The sequence below is a fragment of the Flavonifractor sp. An10 genome (genome assembly GCF_002161215.1).
GTDB lineage: Bacteria > Bacillota > Clostridia > Oscillospirales > Oscillospiraceae > Flavonifractor > Flavonifractor avistercoris.
The window spans coordinates 1-20,598 of record NZ_NFMB01000010.1 but is presented as its reverse complement, the minus strand read 5'-3'; the positions used below and the strand labels follow the sequence as shown (position 1 = coordinate 20,598).

At 64.3% G+C, this 20,598-nt stretch carries 16 protein-coding genes; 14 read left to right on the top strand and 2 right to left on the bottom strand.

Annotated features, from left to right (window positions below; all coding sequences use genetic code 11):
- Position 1: 1 nt before the first annotated feature.
- Positions 2-532 carry an aromatic acid exporter family protein gene (locus B5E42_RS16320; RefSeq protein WP_087241590.1) on the bottom strand — a complete coding sequence of 177 codons (531 nt, stop codon included), beginning with the start codon at positions 530-532 and terminating at the stop codon, positions 2-4.
- Positions 533-673: 141 nt separating this feature from the next.
- Here B5E42_RS16320 and thyA point away from each other — a divergent pair, with 141 nt between their 5' ends.
- The 4 genes from thyA to B5E42_RS16300 all read left to right on the top strand — a co-directional run bounded on the left by thyA (position 674) and on the right by B5E42_RS16300 (position 6,782).
- Positions 674-1,504, top strand: coding sequence for a thymidylate synthase (gene thyA / locus B5E42_RS16315; RefSeq protein ID WP_087241588.1), 831 nt, complete (start codon positions 674-676; stop codon positions 1,502-1,504).
- 13 nt (positions 1,505-1,517) lie between these two features.
- Positions 1,518-2,015, top strand: a complete 498-nt coding sequence (locus B5E42_RS16310; protein ID WP_087241586.1) for a dihydrofolate reductase — start codon at positions 1,518-1,520, stop codon at positions 2,013-2,015.
- Positions 2,002-2,574 (top strand): NUDIX hydrolase, encoded by a 573-nt coding sequence (locus B5E42_RS16305; RefSeq protein WP_087241584.1) that lies wholly within the window; start codon positions 2,002-2,004, stop codon positions 2,572-2,574. Before B5E42_RS16310 ends, B5E42_RS16305 begins: the two co-directional genes overlap by 14 nt.
- Before the next feature lie 1,265 nt (positions 2,575-3,839).
- The gene (locus tag B5E42_RS16300; RefSeq protein ID WP_242967196.1) at positions 3,840-6,782 is read left to right on the top strand and encodes an S-layer homology domain-containing protein; all 2,943 of its coding nucleotides are present in this window, start codon (positions 3,840-3,842) and stop codon (positions 6,780-6,782) included.
- Positions 6,783-6,855: 73 nt separating this feature from the next.
- On the opposite strand, the gene B5E42_RS16295 is transcribed toward B5E42_RS16300, so the two are convergent.
- Entirely contained in the window at positions 6,856-9,210 is a 2,355-nt protein-coding gene (locus B5E42_RS16295; RefSeq protein WP_087241580.1) for a SpoIIE family protein phosphatase, read from the bottom strand.
- A 211-nt stretch (positions 9,211-9,421) separates the two neighbouring features.
- On the opposite strand from B5E42_RS16295, the gene B5E42_RS16290 reads away from it, so the two are divergent.
- The 10 genes from B5E42_RS16290 to B5E42_RS16245 all read left to right on the top strand — a co-directional run bounded on the left by B5E42_RS16290 (position 9,422) and on the right by B5E42_RS16245 (position 20,485).
- Positions 9,422-9,991, top strand: coding sequence for a sigma-70 family RNA polymerase sigma factor (locus tag B5E42_RS16290; protein ID WP_242967209.1), 570 nt, complete (start codon positions 9,422-9,424; stop codon positions 9,989-9,991).
- The gene (locus tag B5E42_RS16285; RefSeq protein ID WP_242967195.1) at positions 9,972-11,375 is read left to right on the top strand and encodes a DUF4179 domain-containing protein; all 1,404 of its coding nucleotides are present in this window, start codon (positions 9,972-9,974) and stop codon (positions 11,373-11,375) included. The genes B5E42_RS16290 and B5E42_RS16285 overlap by 20 nt, the downstream gene beginning before the upstream one ends.
- Before the next feature lie 84 nt (positions 11,376-11,459).
- Positions 11,460-13,103: an S-layer homology domain-containing protein gene (locus B5E42_RS16280; RefSeq protein ID WP_162614011.1), complete on the top strand. Its 1,644-nt coding sequence runs from the start codon at positions 11,460-11,462 to the stop codon at positions 13,101-13,103.
- Positions 13,104-13,314: 211 nt separating this feature from the next.
- Positions 13,315-14,214, top strand: a complete 900-nt coding sequence (locus B5E42_RS16275; protein WP_087241573.1) for a phosphate ABC transporter substrate-binding protein — start codon at positions 13,315-13,317, stop codon at positions 14,212-14,214.
- 188 nt (positions 14,215-14,402) lie between these two features.
- Positions 14,403-15,269: a phosphate ABC transporter permease subunit PstC gene (gene pstC / locus B5E42_RS16270; RefSeq protein WP_087241571.1), complete on the top strand. Its 867-nt coding sequence runs from the start codon at positions 14,403-14,405 to the stop codon at positions 15,267-15,269.
- Between the two features lie 9 nt (positions 15,270-15,278).
- Positions 15,279-16,160, top strand: coding sequence for a phosphate ABC transporter permease PstA (pstA, locus tag B5E42_RS16265; RefSeq protein ID WP_242967194.1), 882 nt, complete (start codon positions 15,279-15,281; stop codon positions 16,158-16,160).
- A 13-nt stretch (positions 16,161-16,173) separates the two neighbouring features.
- Positions 16,174-16,935, top strand: coding sequence for a phosphate ABC transporter ATP-binding protein PstB (pstB, locus tag B5E42_RS16260; RefSeq protein WP_087241569.1), 762 nt, complete (start codon positions 16,174-16,176; stop codon positions 16,933-16,935).
- A 211-nt stretch (positions 16,936-17,146) separates the two neighbouring features.
- The gene (gene phoU / locus B5E42_RS16255; protein ID WP_087241567.1) at positions 17,147-17,791 is read left to right on the top strand and encodes a phosphate signaling complex protein PhoU; all 645 of its coding nucleotides are present in this window, start codon (positions 17,147-17,149) and stop codon (positions 17,789-17,791) included.
- Between the two features lie 12 nt (positions 17,792-17,803).
- On the top strand, positions 17,804-18,472 hold the full coding sequence (locus B5E42_RS16250) for a response regulator transcription factor (protein WP_087241565.1): 669 nt from the start codon (positions 17,804-17,806) through the stop codon (positions 18,470-18,472).
- Positions 18,473-18,751: 279 nt separating this feature from the next.
- Positions 18,752-20,485: an ATP-binding protein gene (locus B5E42_RS16245; protein ID WP_087241563.1), complete on the top strand. Its 1,734-nt coding sequence runs from the start codon at positions 18,752-18,754 to the stop codon at positions 20,483-20,485.
- The last annotated feature ends 113 nt before the right edge of the window (positions 20,486-20,598 follow it).

Sequence of the window (20,598 nt, the reverse complement as noted above, 5' to 3'; positions counted from 1 at the left end):
GCTATTCCCCCCGGGAGCGGCGGTAGAAGGGGGCCAGCCAGCGCTCCAGCCGCTCCCGGGGGAGGGCCCAGTTGATCAGCAGGGACATGGCCACCCCCACGCCGGTGTCCAGCATGCGGTTGAGGGAGTAGGAGACATAGTTGTCCGGCCCGATGGAGAACAGCAGCAGGCACAGCACCACCCCGCCGGGCTGCACCGCCCCCACCCAGAAGAACTGGGCCAGAATGATGAGCACCACGATCCCCCCGAAGAGCAGGGGCACCAGCAGCAGGTGGTGCCCGCCATCGGGGTAGAAGATCAGATAGATGCGGTAGAGGAAGATCCCCAGAAATCCGCCGATGATGGTGCCGAACAGGCGGTTGCCGCCGTGGAGCCTGGAGTGCTCCATGTCGGCCCCCATGCCGAAGATGGCGCCGATGCAGGCAAAGGCCGGGTTGCGGCCCAGAAAGTAGTAGATCAGGGCGCACAGGGAGGCGGAGAGGGCGGTTTTCACGTTGCGCTGGCCCACGTGGACGGGGAGAGGCTGCTTCATGGCGGACAACTCCTTCCTTTGATCCCCTACAGTGTACCATGATCTGGGGGATTTTTCCACAGAAAATGACGAAACCGCAGGGTTTGCCTTTTGCCGGAAAATGTGGTATGCTGGGCAAAACGCAGATGGAGGAGGAACGCCATGAGCCGCGCCGACGAGCTGTTTATCCAGAACTGTAAGGACATCCTGGCCCACGGGGTGTGGGACACGGAGCAGGAGGTGCGCCCCCGGTGGGAGGACGGAACCCCTGCCCACACGGTGAAGAAGTTCGGCATCGTCAACCGCTACGACCTGCGGGAGGAGTTCCCGGTGCAGACCATCCGGAGGATGGCCTTCAAGAGCGCGGTGGACGAGCTGCTGTGGATCTGGCAGAAGAAGTCCAACAACATCCGCGATCTGAACTCCCACATCTGGGACGCCTGGGCGGACGAGAGCGGCTCCATCGGCAAGGCCTACGGCTACCAGCTGGGGGTGAAGCACGTCTATCCCGAGGGGGAGATGGATCAGGTGGATCGGGTGCTCTACGATCTGAAGCACAACCCGGCCTCCCGGCGGATTCTCACCAGCCTGTACAACCACCACGACCTCCACGAGATGGCCCTCTACCCCTGCGCCTGGTCGGTGACCTTCAACGTGTCGGGGAAAACCCTCAACGCCGTGCTCAACCAGCGCAGCCAGGACATGCTCACCGCCAACGGCTGGAACGTGATGCAGTACGCCGCCCTGGTGCACATGCTGGCCCGGGTGTCGGGGCTGGAGGCGGGGGAGCTGCTCCACGTGATCGCCGACGCCCACATCTACGACCGCCACGTGCCGGTGGTGGAGGAGATCATCGCCCGGGAGCCCTGCGACGCCCCGGCGCTGTGGATCGACCCGGACGTCACCGACTTCTACGCCTTCACCAGGGACAGCTTCCGCCTGGAGGGCTACCGGTTCCACCCCCTGGACACGCCCATCCCGGTGGCGGTGTAAGGGGGGCGGCGGCATGTATGTGATCGCGGCGGTGGATCAGAACTGGGCCATCGGAAAGGGGGGGGATCAGCTGTGCTATCTCCCCGCCGATCTCAGGCGCTTTCAGGCCCTCACCACCGGGCACCCGGTGATCCTGGGCCGCAAGACCCTGGCTACCTTCCCCGGCGGGCGGCCCCTGAAAAACCGGCGGAACCTGATCCTGTCCCGGGATCCGGCCTTCGCCCCCCAGGGGGCGGAGGTGTTCCGGTCGCTGGAGGCGCTGCGCGCCGCCGCCCCGGCGGATTCCTTCGTCATCGGCGGAGCCAGTGTCTACGCCGCCCTGCTGGACGGGTGCGACACGGCCTATATCACCAAAATCGGCAGGGCGTGGGAAGGGGCGGACGCCTTTTTCCCCAATCTGGACGGCGACCCGTCCTGGTTTATTGCGGAGGAGGGGGAGCCCCTGGAGCATGAGGGCATCCCCTTCCGCTATGTGACCTATCGGAGGCGTGACGGACATGTACCTGGATGACATTCTGGCCTACGAGCCCCGGGATGAGGCGGAGGCGGGGGACAAGGCCATGTTTCTGGAGTACCTCCGCCTCTTTCCCGACACCATCCTCACCCGGGAGAACAAAATCGCCCACCTGACCGCCTCCGGCTTCGTGGTCAACGGCGACGGCACCCGCGTGCTCATGGCCCACCACAACCTGTACCGGGTGTGGGCCTGGACGGGGGGCCATGCCGACGGGGACGGGGATCTGCTCTCCGTGGCCCTGCGGGAGGCCAGGGAGGAGACCGGGGTGGAGCACATCCGGCCCCTGAGCACCGCCATCGCCTCCCTGGACATCCTGCCCGTGTGGGGCCATGTGAAGCGGGGGGAATGGGTGCCCTCCCACCAGCACCTGAACGTCACCTACCTGCTGACCGCCGACGACCGCGACCCCCTCCATTTCCGGGAGGGGGAGAACACCAAGGTGGGCTGGCTGCCCGCCGAGGGCCTGCTGGCGTACACCAACGAGTGGGAGATGGACGGCATCTATACCAAGCTGCTGGCCCGGGCCTGCGCCCTGCTGGGCCGGGACGGATAGACAAAAGCGCCCCGCTTTCGCACTGCGAAAGCGGGGATTTTTTGTCTGCCGGAAGGTATACTTTTTGGCAAATGTGGTATGAGCCCCCGGGAAAATGACAAAATATTTATTCTGATGTAAATTTGCGGCTAAAGTGGTTGATATCACTGAACTATCGTGGTAAAATCAAGACGCTTAAACAGATGCCAAAAGTATACCTTTTGGCAAATGTGGTCAGGGCGGGGAGCCGCCCAAACTGTTTGAGGAGGAGATAACCTATGAAAAAGCGATTGCTGGCCAGCTTTCTGGCGCTGTGCCTGGTACTGACGCTGCTGCCCGCAGCCGCGCTGGCCGATGAGGGCAGCCCGGTGGAGTGGTCTGAGCTCACGGAGGCTACGAAGGATTCCGGCGGGGATACGCTGGATAATACCGCTGATGAACCTGATGGGCCTGAGGCTGTGGACGACACGGTGGAATGGACGGGGCTCACCGAGACGGCAGAGGTTTCTGACGCGGAAACCGAGCCGCAGGCGGAGAATTATGTCGCGGAAGTGAACGGTAAGACGTTCACGACCCTTCAGGACGCAATTGATGAGGCCGGGGAGGGCGATACTGTAAGGCTTATAGCTGACATAATGATTATACCAGCAGGTGAGGAAGGAAAACACCTGGAGCCACAGATGAGGATTTCTAAGAGTATCACCTTGGATTTAAATAAATATACGATTGGTTTTGATGAAAGCGTTCATTCAAATAATATTCCGTACTATCCACTCCTATTCTCGGTGAATGCAGGCGGCATACTTCGGATTATTGGAGATGGAACTATCAACGCTGAGTGTGGGGAAAATGGTGCCTACGGAATTGATGTTTTTGGTGGCGAAGTCATTGTAGAAAGCGGTAATTTTTATGGCGCTCCCACTGCAATTCAGGTTGAAAAAGGAAGCTTAACTATCAATGGCGGCCAATTTGGCCTTGCAAAGTCGAATATTGAAAATAATGAGAGTCAAGTCAATTATGTGATCAACTGCATTGATGACGCATACAAAAGTGAAGAGGCAGAAATCGAAGTTAACGGAGGAACCTTTATCGGGTTTAATCCTGCTGATAACCCGGAAGGCGAAGGAACTTCCTATGTAGCCAGCAGTTCTCTTGCTAATGAAGAGCAAGGCGGTACTACCACAATTAGACCTTATACTGCGGAGGATGACGTAGCCGCCCAAATTGACGAGCGGTATTATCCCACCCTCCAGGCCGCAGTCAATGATGCTGAAGCGGGCGACACGGTGACGCTGCTGAAAGGCACCAAAGAGGATATTGTAATCCCCAAGGATGCGGAGTTGGCCCTAGATCTGAACAGCAGAGCTCTGACCAACGAGGACGCTGTAATCCCCAAAGAAGCGGCGCTGACCCTGGATCTGAACGGCAAAACTCTGACCAATGTAAGCGGCCATACCATCACCAACAACGGCACGCTGATCATCACCGGCGACGGCACCGTGGACAATGTGACCCACGGCAAGGCGGCAATCCAGAATGAGCCCGGCGGCATAGTGGTGCTTAACGGAGGCGCGTATACCCGCAGTAAGGAAAACGGAAATGACGATGCGGACAGCGGCGGAAATTCCTACTACAACATCGTGAATCACGGCACCATGGAGATCAACAATGGTGTTTCCGTCACACAGACCGGCCACTTCTCCAGCATGATCGAGAACGGCTGGTATAAAGGCAGCGAGAATACTGGCGGGCAGAACTCCGTTCTGACCATCAACGGCGGTACCTTCTCCGGCGGCCTGAACACCATCAAGAACGACGACTACGGTGAACTGACCATCAATGACGGTACCTTTACCAGCATGTCCCAGGCAGCGTTCCTGAACTGGAATATCGCTACCGTCAACGGCGGTACCTTTAACGCTGAAAGCGCCTCCAGCGGTGTGATCCTGAACGGCTACCTCGACGACAGCATGGATCAGGGTGAGCTGACCATCAACGGCGGCACCTTCAATGCCGGGGAACAAAATGCTGTGATTGCCACGATGAACGGCGCGCACAGCGGCGACATTGAGATCACCGGCGGTACGCTGAACGGCTCCATTGTCCTCACAGACAACAAGGGCGGCGCCCAGCTGACCATTACCCAGGACGCCAAAATCAACGGCAACGTGACCAACAGAGGCAAAGCGGACGTGGCCATCACCGACGGCGCCACCGTGAGCGGACAGGTGTCCAACGACACCAACGGCACCATGAGCGTGGTCAACAGCACCGTCGGCAGCGTGCCCCAGGATACTACTTCGGATTCGATTGTCATTGTCAACAGCTATGTGGACAATGTGCTGACCACCAATACCCGCGACAAGGCAATTGTGGTGGGCGGCAAGACCTATGACACCATGGCCAAGGCGATCGAAGCGGTGGGCGATGGCCAGACTATCTATGTTCTGAAGGACATTCCGGACGCGGTTGGCATTGCCGTGCCCTCCAGCAAGAACTTTACCATTGATTTCGGAGGTCACACCTATACGCTGATCGGTCCCGGGGCTGGCTCTTCCGGTACAGAAACCAATGGCTTCCAGCTCCTGAAAGGCTCCACCATTACCTTCAAAAATGGTACTATCCGCATTGCGGAGAACGCAAACGACATCAAACGAATCATCCAGAACTACGCCAATCTGACCTTGGAGGATATGCACATCTATGCGGAAAACCAGGTGCCGGATGAGAATTATGCCCTGAGCTTCAACAACGGCAATATCACCTTCAAGGGCGATACGGATGTGATTACCACCAGCGATGAGACAATTGCGTTTGATGTCTGCAAATTTGCCAGCTATCTCTCTGCCAGCGTCACATTTGATGAGAGCTACACCGGTACTGTTAACGGCAGGATCGTGTATGACAGCACCAACGCAGACACGCACAAGTTGGTGATCCAGGGCGACGGCACCTTCGGCACCATTGAGGCGGCCAACGGGGCCGAAAACGCCGCAAAGGCTGGCATCGAGGTCACCAGCGGACACTTTGCCGAGCCTGTCAACGAGGACTATTTGGCGGACAGCGTCAAGGCCCGGCTGGAGAGCGCCTCCAACCCCGAAGCCCCCTACAGCTACTACCCCAGCGTGGAGGATGCCATCGCCGCGGCCAAGCCTGGTGATACGGTGACTGCGGTGAACACCGAGCCCGGCAAGACAACATATACTGTTACCCTGAAGTTCAACGACGGCAGGACGGATGATCTCACTTACAAAGTCAGCGAGGATACAGCGATCGACCTTCCCACCCCCAGGCGCTCCGGCTACACCTTTGAGGGCTGGTATGACGGAAACACCCGCGTGAGCGATCCTTACAACGTGACAAAGACGGTCACTCTGACTGCGGAGTGGGATTACAAGGACGACGACCACGGCTCCAGTTCCTCCGGCAGCTCCAGCAGTGTGCGGCGGTACAACATCGAGGCCGACGCGGGCCGGGGCGGCGACATCAGCCCGGACGGCCGGGTGCGGGTGCGCCGGGGCGAGAACCAGACCTTCCGCATCACCGCCGACGACGGCTGGGAGATTGCCGACGTGGAGGTGGACGGCGAGAGCGTGGGCGCGGTGGAGCGCTACACCTTCGAGAACGTGCGCACCGACCACACCATCTCCGTCACCTTCCGGCAGATCGTGACCGAGCCGGAGGAGCCCCAGACCCCCGCCCTGCCCTTCACCGACGTGTCCGAGGGCGACTGGTACCACGACGCGGTGGCGTACTGCTGGGAGAACGGCATCATGGACGGCACCAGCGGCACCGCGTTTGCGCCCAACATGATCCTCACCCGGGCCATGATGGCCCAGGTGCTCTACAACCTGGCCGACGGCACGGCCTCCACTGTTGCGGGCTTCCCCGACGTGGCGGCTTCCGCCTGGTACGCCGACGCGGTGAACTGGGCGGCGGCCAACGGCTACGTCACCGGCTACGACAACGGCAGCTACGGCCCGGAGGACAGCCTGACCCGGGAGCAGCTGGCGGTGATCCTGTACCGCTACGCCGGCTCCCCCGCGCCCGCCGGCACCCTGGACAGCTTCGCGGACGCCGCGTCCGCGTCCGACTACGCGGTGGACGCCCTGCGCTGGGCGGTGGGCGAGGGCCTGCTGACCGGCAAGGACGGCGGACGGCTGGATCCCACCGGCACCGCCTCCCGCGCCGAGCTGGCCCAGATCCTGGCCCGCTTCGCCCAGATGTAACACAGCCATGCGCCCCAGACGGCGCGGAAAAGCCCCCGGCCCCGGAACTTTGGTTCCGGGGCCGGGGGTTCTCTCATGCCCGTTTGGTCAGCTTGAGGGCCAGGACGGTGCGGTCGTCGGCGGCCGCGCCCACCTGCTGGGTGCTGGTGTCCAGGACGGCCTGGGCCAGCTCCCGGGGGCTGCCGCCGTCAAAGGCGGCCAGCTTGTCCCGAATCCACTGATCCCCCTCCCCTCCGGCCACCCCGTCGGTGACCAGCAGGACGCAGTCGCCGCTCTCCAGATGCAGGGAGGTGGTGTCAGGGGCGGCCCCGTCGCCGGAGGCGAGCCCGGCGGGGAGGGCCGCGCCGGTGATGCGGCTCACCGCCGCCCCCTTCTTCACGTAGGTGGGGGCCGCGCCGTACTTGTACACCCACGCCTCGCCGGTGAACAGATCCACCCGCAGCAGATCGATGGTGGTGAAGCCGCCGGCGGCCTCGTCGTTGCGCAGGGCCAGGGCGGAGTTGAGGGTGCGCAGGGCGTTCTCCGGCCGGACGCCGGCCCGGAGGAACTGCTCCAGCAGGCGGACGGCCAGGGAGCTCTCCCGCTGGGCCGGCGCGCCGGAGCCCATGCCGTCGCACAGCAGCACGTAGAGGGAGCCGTCGTCGTGCTTGAACCAGGCGCCGGTGTCGCCGCTCACCGCCTGGCCGTCCTTCTTCTGGGCCGCCGCCCCGGCCACGGCCATGAGGGGTTCGCTCTGCACCAGCACCAGCTGATCCCGCCGGGCCTCGTCCAGGGGGCGCAGGGGGAAGTTCATCAGTTTGGACAGCCTGTCCACCGCCTCCGGCTTGCGCAGGGGGGCCAGCCCCGCCCCCTCCAGCTCGATGCGCAGATGGCCCGCCTGGTCGTAGTAGGCCGCCAGGCGGCACTCGATGCCCTGGGCGGTCAGGTGCTGCCGCAGGCGCTTCTCCCGCACCGGGTCGGGCACCAGCTCGGCGGACAGCTCCGCCGCCGCCTCCCCCAGCACCCCGGCCAGCTCGGCGTACTGGCGGCACACCGCCGCCCGGTTGTCCCGGAGGCGGCTCTGGAGCTGCCGCCGGTAGAGCAGGGCGGACAGCTCCTCGTTGGCGGCGGAGAGGAAGTCGTTAAAGTGGAGGCACCGGTTGGCGAAGTAGGCGGGGAAGTCGCCCCCCTCCCCCTTGCCCCGCTCCACCATGGCGGGGAGGGCGTCGTTGAGGGCGTTGAAGGTGGACACGTAGTCCCGCTGCCAGCAGGCGGTCTGGAGGGGGCAGGTTTTGCACACCCGCTGGGCCGTCCGGTCAAAGACAGAGGCGGCGTCGTTGTCGTTGGGCCTGGGGGTGTGGAACACCCCCCGCATGGACTCGTACAGGTTCTTGAAGGCGGCGGCGGTGGCCTCCAGCCGGGTGGAGACGTAGGCGCGGGCCCGCTCCTGGGTCTCGTGCCGGGGCTGCCGGGCCACCAGGGCCCCCACCTGCCGCAGGGCGCGCTGGGGGAGGAGCATAAAGACCACCGAGGCGATGAATACCTCGTAGAGCAGGGCGATGTGGAGCCCGTCCTCCCACGTCCACAGCACCGCCAGGGCGTTGGACAGCACGTAGGCCACCGCGGCGGCCAGCCGCCCCTGCCGGTGGAACACCCCGGCCATCACCCCCGACAGGGCGTAGGCCATGGAGTAGAAGGGCAGACCCCCGGCGGAGAGATCCATCCCCAGCCCTGCGGCCACCCCCACCGTGGCCCCCACGCCGATGCCCCCGGCGTAGGCGGCGGCCATCACCGCCACCGCGGCGGCCAGCCGCCCGGCGGACAGACCCCAGAGGAGGGTGAGCCTGGACAGGGTGAGCAGCAGGGTGCCCCCCAAAATCAGCAGGCTCACCGTCTGCCGGGGGGTGAGGGCCTCCTCCTCCCGCTTCTCCGTCCAGGGGGTGAAGGCGACGCGGTAGAAGTAGGCCGACGCCCCGCACAGCAGCAGCTCGGTGCCGAAGAAGATCAGGCTCTCCGGCGACCAGCCCCGGTCGGATAAGTACACAAAGCCGGTGATCCCATCCATCCCCGCCGCCGCCAGGGGCATGAACCAGCTCTTGCGGTAGGCCTTCACGTCGAAGAAGGCGAAGGCCAGGGAGAAGGCCAGGATGCAGGCGGCGGCGTAGCGGAGCCCCTCGGCAAAGCCCTGGAAGGACAGATAGCCGAAGCAGGCCCCCACCAGGGCGCAGAACCCGTCGATGCCCGAGCCGGAGGCCGCCACCAGCCCCAGGCCGAAGGGGGCGTATCCGCCGAAAATCTCCGCGCCGGAGAGCAGGGCCCCCAGCAGGAAGCGGATGGCGCACTCCGCCGTGCGCACCAGGGCCGGCGCCCGGAGGATCACCTTCCCCGTCTCCCGGGCCTCCTCCCGCATCCGGGCCGCCTTTGTTCTCCACTTCTCCTTGGTAGCCATGGCTTCCGTCTCCTTTGCCTCCGGGCTTGTCCGCCCAGTGTGTCAGAGACAGTATAAGCCATAAATTGGAAAAAACTGGTCGGAACCCGACAGAGAAGAAAAAAGGAGCCGCCCCCGTAAATTGCGGCGGATTTTGTCCCGGCGTGAAACCGCCGGGACTACTTTTGTGTTAAGATTGGTGAAAGTCCTTTCGAGCACACAGCGTCAGGAGGTGGGACGGTTGGAGGAACGGGAGCTGCTCCGCCGCATGGGGCGGGGGGACACGGCGGCCCTGGAGGAGGCCATGGACAGGCACATGGCCTTCGCCTGCGGCCTGGCGGGCTCCGTCCTGCGGGGATATCCCCGGGACGCGGAGGAGGTGGTGTCCGACGCCTTCCTGGCCCTGTGGGAGCACGCCGGGCAGATCCAGCCGGGCAGGCTGCGGCCCTGGCTGGGCCGGGTGGTGCGCAACAAGGCACTCAACCGCCTGCGGGCGCTGGGCGGGGAGCTGCCTCTGGAGGATGACATGCTGGCGCTGACCCCCGACGAAGCGCCAGGCCCGGCGGAGCTGCTGGAGCAGGAACAGCGGCGGGAGCTGGTGCGGGCCCTGCTGAACGAGCTCTCCCCCCAGGACCGGGCCATCTTCCTGCGCCACTACTACTACGGCCAGACCACCGCCGAAATCGGCGGGGCCCTGTCCATGCGCCCGTCCACGGTGAAGGTGCGCCTGCACCGGGGGCGGAAAAAATTAAAGGAACTCTTATCGGGAAGGGGGTATCCCTGTGCATACGCGGATTTCTGACCTGCTGGACGGCTGGGAGGACGGCTCTGCGGAGCTGCCCGTCCCCGCCGGGATGTCCCCGGAAAGGATACGGGAGATGACCATGAAAAAAGTCAAAGAGAGCGGGCGGCCCCGCCGGCGGATGGGCCTCCGGCTGCTGGCCTGCGCCGGACTGGCGGCGATGTTCACCGTGTCGGCCATGGCGGCCTATCAGATCTGGGGGCCGGGGGAGCTCTTCGACCCCTTCTTTGCCATCGAGAGCGCCCCCCTCAACGACGGGCAGAAGGCCCTGCTGGACGAGATCGGCACCACCGACCTGCCCCCCGTCACCAGCGGCGGCACCACCCTCACCCCCCTGGCGGCCATCACCGACGAGCACACCCTCTACCTCCGCCTGCGGCTGGAGGCCCCGGAGGGCACGGCGCTGCCCGACATGGGGGAGCAGGAGGGCCACATCGCCCACGACATCCAGCTGGTGGACACGGAAACCGGGGAGCAGCTCAACTGGGGCTTTCAGAAGGCCCGGTTCCTCCCCGACGACACGCCGGGGGACAACTCTCTGGAGCTGGTGTTCATGCTCCTGGGCTTCCCCAGGGGGGCCAACTGGATCGACGGCATCCCCAAGACCCTGACCATCACCGGCCTGGAGCTTTTCGCAAGTGACGGAGAGAGTATGCACCTGGAGGGGGAGTGGAGCTTCTCCCTGGACGGCTTCTACCCCAGCAAGGCGGTGGAGGTGGACACCACCGGGGCCGCCCGCTGGGACGAGACCACAGAGCGGATGGTCACCCTGGAGGGGCTGACCCTCTCCCCGCTATCCGCCGCCTTCACCACCTCTTACCCCACGTGGGGGGATGAGTGGGGGGTGTTCACCAACCTGGAGATCGAGCTGGTGTTCCAGGACGGCTCCACCGTGATCATCGACGGCGGTAACGGAGGCACCAGTCCCGGCCCCGACGGAGATGGCGGGGTGGTTTACTTCACCGGCGTCCACTCCTTTGACACCCCCCTGGATCTGACCCAGCTGGCATACATCCGGTTCGGCGAGTACCGGCTGGAATTGCCCGACGCCCCCAGGCAGACGGTGGAGGTGGACACCGCCGGGGCGGTTTGGCACGACGAGGAAAGCCAGGGCACCCTGGCGCTGGAGGCGCTGTCCTTCTCCTCCCTGAGCCTGGACTACCGCATCACCTATGACAATCCGGAGGCCGTGAACCTGTCCGACCTGGGCATCCGCCTGGTGCTGGCCGACGGCAGCAGGGTGTCCGTGGACTGCGGCACCGGCTTCCTGACCTCCGACTCCATCCAGGGCACCGCCTACTTTGACGCGCCCGTCCCCCTGGAGCAGGTGGATCACGTCCTGTTCGGGGATGTCCGGCTGGAGCTGCCGGCGGCAGAGCCGTAAAACCCTTGCAGGGACGGCGGTTTCGTGGTATCCTTTCCATAGCGAAATAATTCCTGCTCAATAAACTGGAAAGGGATGACACCGATGCGAAACCGACTCCAATTCCGCGCGCTCTCCCTCCTCTGCACCCTGGCCCTGCTGACGGGCCTGCTCACCGCTCCCGCCTCCGCCGCCGATACCCCCGACGCCTGGGCCGCCGGGGAGGTGGAGCGGGCCGTCTCCCTGGGCCTGGTGCCCGGCGACCTCCAGAGCAATTACACCGCCGACATCACCCGGGCGGAGTTCTGCCGCCTGGCGGTGATCTGCCTGGATGAGGCCGCCGCCGTCAACGGCTGGACATTCACCCCGGAGACCGTCACCTTTGACGACACCAGCGACCCCGACGTGCTCACCGCCGCCGGACTGGGCATCGTCAGCGGCAACGGGCAGGGCTCCTTCCTCCCCGACAAGGGCATCACCCGGCAGGAGGCCGCCGTCATGCTCTACAACACCTTAAAGGTGATGGGCGCGCCCGTGGCCTCCAAGGGGGCCGCCTTTACCGACCAGTCCGCCATCGCCTCCTGGGCCGCCGAGCCGGTGACCGCCATGGTGGGCTGGGGCGTGATGAACGGCACCGGCGGCGGGGCCTTCTCCCCCCAGGGCTCCTACTCCCGGCAGCAGGCCTACGTCACCATGTACCGCCTCCTCAGCAGCGTGTACATGCAGATGGAGTCCTACTCCTACACCCTCCAGCCCGGCGAGAGCGTGGACACGGGGTGCTATTACTCCACCGGGGCGTCCACCGCCTCCTGGAGCTCCAGCAACCCCGCCGTGGTGGCCATTGCCGCCGACCCGGGCAACGGGGCGGTAACCCTGAAGGCCGTGGGCCCCGGCACCGCCTCCGTCACCTGCGCCAGCGGCGACTTCCAGATGACCGCCACAGTCACCGTGGCCCAGGCCACCACCTCCACCGGAACCGACTTCACAGGCAAGAGCCGCATCCGCTACTCCAACGACGTGGCCTGGGAGCTGTGCCGCCAGATCGAGAACGACATCGGCATCCAGATCTACTACCTGCCCGAGTTCAACGACAATGTGCCCGGCGCCCAGGTGACCCACGCCACCTTTGACTACGTGACCCTGGACAGCGCCTACTTCCAGTCGGTGTACAATGAGCTGGTGAAGATGAAGGAGGCCTTCGACCTCTATCCCGACGGCCTCCTCAAGCAGGTGATCGCCAAGAAGGGGAACCGCACCACCGAGATCATCCTCTTCCCGGCGGACATGATCTTCTTTGACGGCACCCCCGTCAGTGTCATGACCACCGGCTCCTTCTCCAACACCGGCGGCTTCTCCGGCCAGCACGTGTACGACGAGTCGGGCCTGCGCATCGACCGCATCTACTACACCGGCACCGGCTCCCCCTACCACTACAGCCACGAGATGGGCCACATGGTGGTGTCCTCCGCCATGATCGCCAACGGCTGGACTGCCTCCTGCAACCAGTGGGTGAGCTACAGCGCCTCCTCCGCCGACTTCGTCTCCTCCTACGCCATGGCCAGCCGGCCGGAGGACTTCGCCGAGACCTGGGCCTACCTGTGGCACTATCCGGACAAGGTGGCCGCCCAGCTCTCCTCCGGCCAGTCGGAGGGCCTGCGCAGCAAGATCCGCTTCCTCACCGACGTGCTTACCAGGCAGTACTCCGCCGCCACCCGGGCCAGCCTGCCCTGGAGCGGCCTGGCCGGCTAGTGCCGGAGGGCCCGGAGCCGCTTTATTCAATTCCCCTAAATTCGCCCCCATTCCGGGGGCGAATTTTTTGTGTAAAGACGGGAAAGCTATGGGGCAGAAGGACTTTACATGATCTTTACAATTTGATGGGGGACAACTTTACAATCGGCCGATATACTGAATAGCGTTCCAAGGAGAAACAAAACCATTACATGATTGGAGATTGAACGACATGAAGAAGAGAACTCTTGCTCTGATGCTGTCCGCCGCTCTGTGCGTGGGCATGCTGGCCGGCTGCGGCGGCGGCACCACCACTACTACCGAGTCCCCCGCCGCCAACACCGAGTCCCAGGCTCCCGCTTCCGAGGCTCCCGAGAGCGAGTCCCCCGCCGCTGAGCAGCTCACCGGCACCGTCAACACCAACGGCTCCACCTCCATGGAGAGCGTCATGGGCTACCTGACCGAGGGCTTTGCCGAGGTGCAGCCCGGCATCACCGTCAACTACACCGGTTCCGGCTCCGGCGCCGGCGTCACCGGCGCCCAGGACGGCACCTGCGACATCGGCCTGGCCTCCCGCGACCTCCACGACGACGAGACCGGCGTGACACAGATCACCGTGGCCAAGGACGGCATCGCCATCATTGTCAACCCCAACAACCCCGTGGCCGACCTGAGCATCGAGCAGATCGCCCAGATCTTCACCGGCGAGATCACCAACTGGTCTGAGCTGGGCGGCGAGGACGGCCAGATCGTGCCCATCGGCCGTGAGGCCGGCTCCGGCACCCGCGACGGCTTTGAGTCCATCACCGGCACCGAGGATACCTGCGTGTACCAGAACGAGCTGACCTCCACCGGCGAGGTGATCGCCAACGTGGCCTCCAACCCCAACGCCATCGGCTACGCCTCCCTGTCCGCCGTGGACGAGACCGTGAAGGCCCTCACCGTGGGCGGTGTGGCTCCCACCGAGGAGACCGTCCTGGACGGCACCTACGCCATCCAGCGTAACTTCAACTTCATCATCAACGAGAGCACCGAGCTGTCCCCCGCCGCCCAGGCGTTCGTGGACTGGGCCACCTCCACCGATGCCGCCGACCTGATCGCCTCCGCCGGCGCCGTGCCCGTGGCCGAGTAAGCCCCACCAATTACACCCTGCTCTTTATGCCGGATCTGCCCCCTCGGGCTTCGCTTCGAGGGGGCCTTCGGCGTGATCAGCCCCAAATCCCCGCATCTGACAAAGCCAACGGGCTGTGAAAGCCCCGGCTTTCAGGGCTTTCGCCTTTGTTCTGTACGCGTTATTCTACGAAAGGCCGGTAATCTGCCATGAAACAAAAGCTCCGACCGATGGAGACCATCATGAACCTGGTGTTTTTCGCCTGCGGCTTCATCGCCATCGTGTTCGTGCTCTTCATCAGCGTCTATCTGATCATCTCCGGCATCCCAGCCATCCGGGAGATCGGTCTGATCGACTTCCTCTTCGGCACCGAGTGGGCCTCCACCGCCGCAGAGCCCAAGTTCGGCATTCTGCCCTTCATCCTCACCTCCATCTACGGCACCGCCGGCGCCATTGTGCTGGGCGTGCCCGTGGGCTTCATGACCGCCGTGTTCCTGGCCAAGGTGGCGCCCCCCAGGCTGGCCGCCGTGGTGCGCCCGGCGGTGGATCTGCTGGCCGGCATCCCGTCGGTGGTGTACGGCCTCATCGGCATGATGGTGCTGGTGCCCGCGGTGCGGGTGGCCTTCAACCTGCCCGACGGCGCCAGCCTGTTCTGTGCCATCATCGTGCTGGCCGTCATGATCCTCCCCTCCATCATCTCCGTGTCCGAAACCGCCCTCAAGGCGGTGCCCAAGGAGTATGAGGAGGCCTCCCTGGCTCTGGGCGCCACCCACATCGAGACCGTGTTCCGGGTGTCCGTCCCCGCGGCCTCCAGCGGCATCGCCGCCTCCATCGTGCTGGGCATCGGCCGGGCCATCGGCGAGGCCATGGCCATCATCATGGTGGCCGGCAACGTGGCCAACATGCCCGGGCTGTTCAAGTCCGTCCGCTTCCTCACCACCGCCGTGGCCAGCGAGATGTCCTATGCCTCCGGCCTCCAGCGGCAGGCCCTGTTCTCCATCGCTCTGGTTCTCTTTCTCTTCATTATGCTTATCAATGTGGTTCTCAACACGCTTCTCAAACGGAAGAAGGGGTGATATACTGATATGGAAGACAAAAAGATTACCATGCAGCCCCTCTCCGGCAGGCGGAAGGCCTATGACCGGGTGCTCCGCTTCCTGCTGTATTTCTGCGCGGCCCTGACCTGCGCCCTGCTGATCTTCATCATCGGGTATATCTTCATCCAGGGCCTGCCCCACATCAGCTGGTCTTTCCTCTCCACGGAGCCCAGCTTCATCCAGGACACCATCGGCATCCTGCCCAACATCCTCAACACCGTCTACCTGGTGGTCATCACCCTGATCATCATCCTCCCCCTGGGCGTGGGGGCGGCGGTGTACCTGACCGAGTACGCCCGCAACCGGAAGCTGGTGGCCGCCATCGAGTTCGCCACCGAGACCCTCACCGGCATCCCCTCCATCATCTTCGGCCTGGTGGGCATGCTGTTCTTCTGCCAGCTGCTGGGCCTCCAGGCCTCCCTGCTGGCCGGCGCCCTCACCCTGGTGATCGTCACCATCCCCACCATCATCCGCACCACCCAGGAGTCCCTGAAAACCGTCCCCCAGTCCTACCGGGAGGCCGCCCTGGGCCTGGGCGCGGGCAAGTGGCACATGATCCGCACCGTGGTGCTGCCCTCCTCCATCGACGGCATCGTCACCGGCTGCATCCTGGCCATCGGCCGCATCGTGGGCGAGTCCGCCGCCCTGCTCTTTACCGCCGGCATGGGTATGAGCCTGAACAACTTCTTCGCCTCCTTCGACAACTTCATCCACTCCTCCGGCGCCTCCCTCACCGTGGCCCTGTATGTGTACGCCCGGGAGCGGGCCGAGTTTGACGTGGCCTTCGCCATCGCCGCCATCCTGATGCTGCTCACCCTGGTCATCAACCTGGCCGCCAAGCTGGTGGGCGCGAAACTAAAGAAAAAGTAAGGAGCCCTGATTTATGGACGAGAATATTATCCTGTCAACCAAGGGGCTGGACCTCTGGTACGGCACGACGCAGGCCCTCAAGGACGTGAGCATGGACATCCCCGAGAAGCAGGTGACGGCCCTCATCGGCCCCTCCGGCTGCGGCAAGTCCACCTTCCTCAAGACCCTGGATCGCATGAACGACCTGGTGCCCGGCATCAAGATCACCGGCTCCATCCAGTACCGGGGCATCGAGATCTACGACCCCAGCGTGGACGTGACGTGGCTGCGCAAGCAGATCGGCATGGTGTTCCAGAAGCCAAATCCCTTCCCCATGTCCATCTATGACAACGTGGCCTACGGCCCCCGCACCCACGGCATCAAGAGCAAGAGCAAGCTGGACGACATTGTGGAGAAGTCCCTCCAGGGCGCGGCCATCTGGGACGAGGTGAAGGATCGCCTGAAAAAGTCCGCCCTGGGCCTGTCCGGCGGCCAGCAGCAGCGCCTGTGCATCGCCCGGGCCCTGGCGGTGGAGCCCGACATCCTGCTGATGGACGAGGCCACCTCCGCCCTGGATCCCATCTCCACCTCCAAGATTGAGGATCTGATCGCCGATCTGAAAAACCAGTACACCATCGTCATCGTCACCCACAACATGCAGCAGGCCACCCGCGTCTCCGACAAGTGCGCCTTCTTCCTGCTGGGCCAGCTCATCGAGTTCGGCGACACCACCCAGCTCTTCTCCGTGCCCAAGGACAAGCGCACCGAGGACTATATCACCGGCCGGTTCGGATAAGTCAAAAAATCGGCGTAGCCGATTTTTTGAGAAAGATACAGCCTGCCGCGCGCAGAATTTGTCCGCCTGCTGCGGACAAATTCCACACTTGCAGGCTGAGAGGTGGTTTCCCCGACGCACATGTCGCCGGGAAAACCGGTTTGTATTTGATTCGCGCCCATAGGCGCGAACTCTGCGAGGCTTTTCAACCAGCTATTATCAGGAGGTCGCAATGAGAAAAACCTTTGACGCCGAGCTCCAGGAGCTCAACTATGAGATGATCGACATGGCCGCCGCGGCCGAGGACTGCATCGACGTGGTCATTGAGTCCCTGACCACCGGCGACGAGGCGGCCGCCAAGTCCGCCGTGGAGATGACCAAGACCATGGATCAGATGGAGCGGGACATCGAGAACCGCTGCCTGCGCCTGCTGCTGCAGCAGCAGCCCGTGGCACGGGATCTGCGCACCATCTCCGCCGCCCTCAAGATGGTCACCGACCTGCAGCGCATCGGCGACCAGTGCGCCAACATCGCCGAGATTGCCCTGCTGCTCAAGGGCCAGAAGCAGACCCAGACCCTGGCCGACATCCGCTCCATGAGCCAGAAGGCCGGCGTGATGGTCAAGCGGGCCATCTTCGCCTATGTCAACCGGGACACCGAGGCCGCCCAGGCCGTCATCGCTCTGGACGACGAGGTGGACGAGTACTTCCGCACCATCAAGAGCGAGCTGGTGGAGCTCATTGTGGACAACCGGGAGGAGGCCGACCAGGCCATCGACCTGATCATCATCGCCAAGTACCTGGAGCGTACCGCCGACCACGCGGTGAACATCGCCCAGTGGGCCATCTTCTGCGTCACCGGCGAAATTCTCGGGTAAGGAGGGACTGCCATGGCCAGGGCCATCGCGGTCGTGGAGGACGACGAGAGCATCCGGGAGATGCTCCGCTACTATTTTCAATCGGTGGGTTATGCCGTCCGGGCCTATGAGTCCGGCGAGGCCCTCTTCGCCGGGGAGGAGGGGCAGAGCCTGCCCGCCCTGTACATCCTGGACATCATGCTCCCCGGCATGGACGGGCTGGAGATCCTCCGCCGCCTGCGGGAGGGGAGGGACACCGCCGACGTGCCGGTAATCATGCTCACCGCCCGCACCGCCGAGATGGATCGGGTGGCCGGGCTGGAGAACGGGGCGGACGACTACGTGGTCAAGCCCTTCGGCATCATGGAGCTCCAGGCCCGGGTGAAGGCGGTGCTCCGCCGCACCGAGCGCAGGAGCGACCGGCTGCTCACCTGGGGGGATCTGGAGATCGACCCCGCCGCCCGGGAGGTGCGAAAGGCCGGCCGGGTGGTGGAGCTGACCTACAAGGAGTTTGAGCTGCTCAAGCTGCTGTGTACCCGCCGGGGGGTGGCCCTCACCCGGGACGAGATCCTCCAGGCCGTCTGGGACTACGACTACACCGGCGAGACCCGCACCGTGGACATGCACGTCAAGGCCCTGCGCCAGAAGCTGGGGGAGGACGTGATCACCACGGTTCGGGGCGTGGGGTACAAGATGACGTAAAGTCCAGGGGGCCCCAGGCCCCCTGGATACGAGCCTGCGTGCCGGCGAAACGCCGGCGACTTGGCTCGATACCCCTGGTTTCGCGCCCCGCGGCGCGGGTCGGGGTGTTTTTGGGGAAAATGAATTCCCCCAAAAACATTTATGATTCTCTCTTGCCGGCGGGGCCGGCAGACTCTGTGAGGCGATGGAACCTTCCCCCGCCGGGGGGAAGGTGGCACGGCGAAGCCGTGACGGATGAGGGGGACTTCCCCCTGCGCCTTTGGATGGGAGGCTTTGCTCGTGAAAAAACGTATCATCGGCGCCACCCTGTTTACCGTGGTGTGTGCCCTGCTCATTTCCAATGTGGTGGGCGTCCTCATGTTCCGCAGCCGGGAGATGGATGCGGCCCGGAATACCCTACAGGAGCTGCTCACCCTGATGGACGCCCAGAGCGCCATCACCGAGCCGGAGGAGCTGCTCCGCCAGTTCAGCCAGGCCGCGCCGGACAAGCGCCTGACCATCATCGACACCGACGGCACCGTCCTGGCCGATTCCGAGGCCGACGTGTCCGCCATGGAGGATCACGAGGATCGGCCCGAGGTGATGGAGGCCGAAGCCACCGGCTGGGGCGAGGCGGTGCGCCAGTCCGATACGGTGGGCACCTCCATGCTCTATGTGGCCAAGCGGTTTGCCGACAACATGGTGGGACGGGCGGCCATGCCCGTGTCCTCCATCAACAGCCTGGCGCTGGGCAGTGTGGGCGGCTTCACCCTGGCCGCCGCGGCCGCGCTGATCCTCACTCTGCTCCTGGCCAGCCGCACCGCCAACCGGGCGGCCGCGCCTCTGGATGCGGTGGGCGCCGCCCTCCAGGGGGTGCTGGACGGCAAGGAGCCTCCCGCCGGTCTGAATCCGGACAGGGCGTATGACGAGCTGCGGCCGCTGCTGCGCACCATCGACAAGCTGGTGGAGCGGCTGCGGGGGTACATCCAGTCCATCACCGCCGAGCGGGACAAGGTGGGCCTGATTCTGGACTGCATGGCTGAGGGCCTGATTCTCCTGGACGACGAGGGGAACGTGCTGGCCATCAACCGGGCGGCCCGGAACCTCTTCGGCTTCCCCGAGGGGGAGGAGGTGGACGGCGCCCTGCTCTTCACCCGCAGCCGCCGCCTGCGGGAGGCCATCCAGCAGTCCAGGGACACCCGCACCGCCGTGGTGCTGGACGTGGACGCCCTCACCGACGACGCCCGCAGCCTGCGCCTGTTCATCTCCCCGGTGGTGGGCCGCCAGTATGAGGGCCAGGACGTGGGCACCTCCATCCTGATCTCCGACGTCACCGAGCTGAAAAAGGCCGAGGGCATCCGCAGCGAGTTCACCGCCAACGTGTCCCACGAGCTCAAGACCCCCCTGACCAGCATCAAGGGCTTCACCGACATGCTGGCCTCCGGCATGGTGGCCTCTCCGGAGGATCAGAAGCGGTTCATCACCATGATCGGCGTGGAGGTGGATCGGCTCATCGACCTGATCAACGACATTCTCAAGCTCTCCGAGCTGGAGTCGGTGGCCATCGACCAGTGTGAGGAGCGCTCCGACGCCAACGCCGTGGCCAAAAGCGCCGTGGAGCTGCTCTCCCCCTCCGCCAAGCAGGCGGAGGTGCGCCTCACCCTCAGCGGGGAGGAGGCCGTGGTGGCTGTCCCCGAGGGACGGCTCAAGGAGCTGATGCTCAACCTGATCAGCAACGGCATCAAGTACACCGAGCCCGGCGGCTCCGTCACCGTCCAGGTGCGCACCCAGGACGGGCGGGCGGTGCTCACTGTGGCCGACACCGGCATCGGCATCCCCGAGGAGGCCCAGAGCCGGGTGTTCGAGCGCTTCTACCGGGTGGACAAGGGCCGGGCCCGCAAAAACGGCGGCACCGGCCTGGGGCTGGCCATTGTCAAGCACATCGTCCAGCTCTACGGCGGCACCGTCAGGCTGGAGAGCGAGGTGGGCAAGGGCTCCACGTTTACCGTGACCCTGCCCCTGGCGGAAAAGTAAACACCAAGAAGGACGGCTGAACCTCAGCCGTCCTTCTTGTATCCCAAAACCACTCGCTAGGCGAGTGGTAGAAAAAAGCCTATGGCGATAAAGAAGATAGAAAAACTCCCTTT

Excerpts from the sequence above, each read along its gene's own strand:
- B5E42_RS16320 (WP_087241590.1), bottom strand. The coding sequence starts at position 532 with ATGAAGCAGCCTCTCCCCGTCCACGTGGGCCAGCGCAACGTGAAAACC.
- thyA (WP_087241588.1), top strand. The coding sequence starts at position 674 with ATGAGCCGCGCCGACGAGCTGTTTATCCAGAACTGTAAGGACATCCTG.
- B5E42_RS16310 (WP_087241586.1), top strand. The coding sequence starts at position 1,518 with ATGTATGTGATCGCGGCGGTGGATCAGAACTGGGCCATCGGAAAGGGG.
- B5E42_RS16305 (WP_087241584.1), top strand. The coding sequence starts at position 2,002 with ATGTACCTGGATGACATTCTGGCCTACGAGCCCCGGGATGAGGCGGAG.
- B5E42_RS16295 (WP_087241580.1), bottom strand. The coding sequence starts at position 9,210 with ATGGCTACCAAGGAGAAGTGGAGAACAAAGGCGGCCCGGATGCGGGAG.
- B5E42_RS16280 (WP_162614011.1), top strand. The coding sequence starts at position 11,460 with ATGCGAAACCGACTCCAATTCCGCGCGCTCTCCCTCCTCTGCACCCTG.
- B5E42_RS16275 (WP_087241573.1), top strand. The coding sequence starts at position 13,315 with ATGAAGAAGAGAACTCTTGCTCTGATGCTGTCCGCCGCTCTGTGCGTG.
- pstC (WP_087241571.1), top strand. The coding sequence starts at position 14,403 with ATGAAACAAAAGCTCCGACCGATGGAGACCATCATGAACCTGGTGTTT.
- pstA (WP_242967194.1), top strand. The coding sequence starts at position 15,279 with ATGGAAGACAAAAAGATTACCATGCAGCCCCTCTCCGGCAGGCGGAAG.
- pstB (WP_087241569.1), top strand. The coding sequence starts at position 16,174 with ATGGACGAGAATATTATCCTGTCAACCAAGGGGCTGGACCTCTGGTAC.
- phoU (WP_087241567.1), top strand. The coding sequence starts at position 17,147 with ATGAGAAAAACCTTTGACGCCGAGCTCCAGGAGCTCAACTATGAGATG.
- B5E42_RS16250 (WP_087241565.1), top strand. The coding sequence starts at position 17,804 with ATGGCCAGGGCCATCGCGGTCGTGGAGGACGACGAGAGCATCCGGGAG.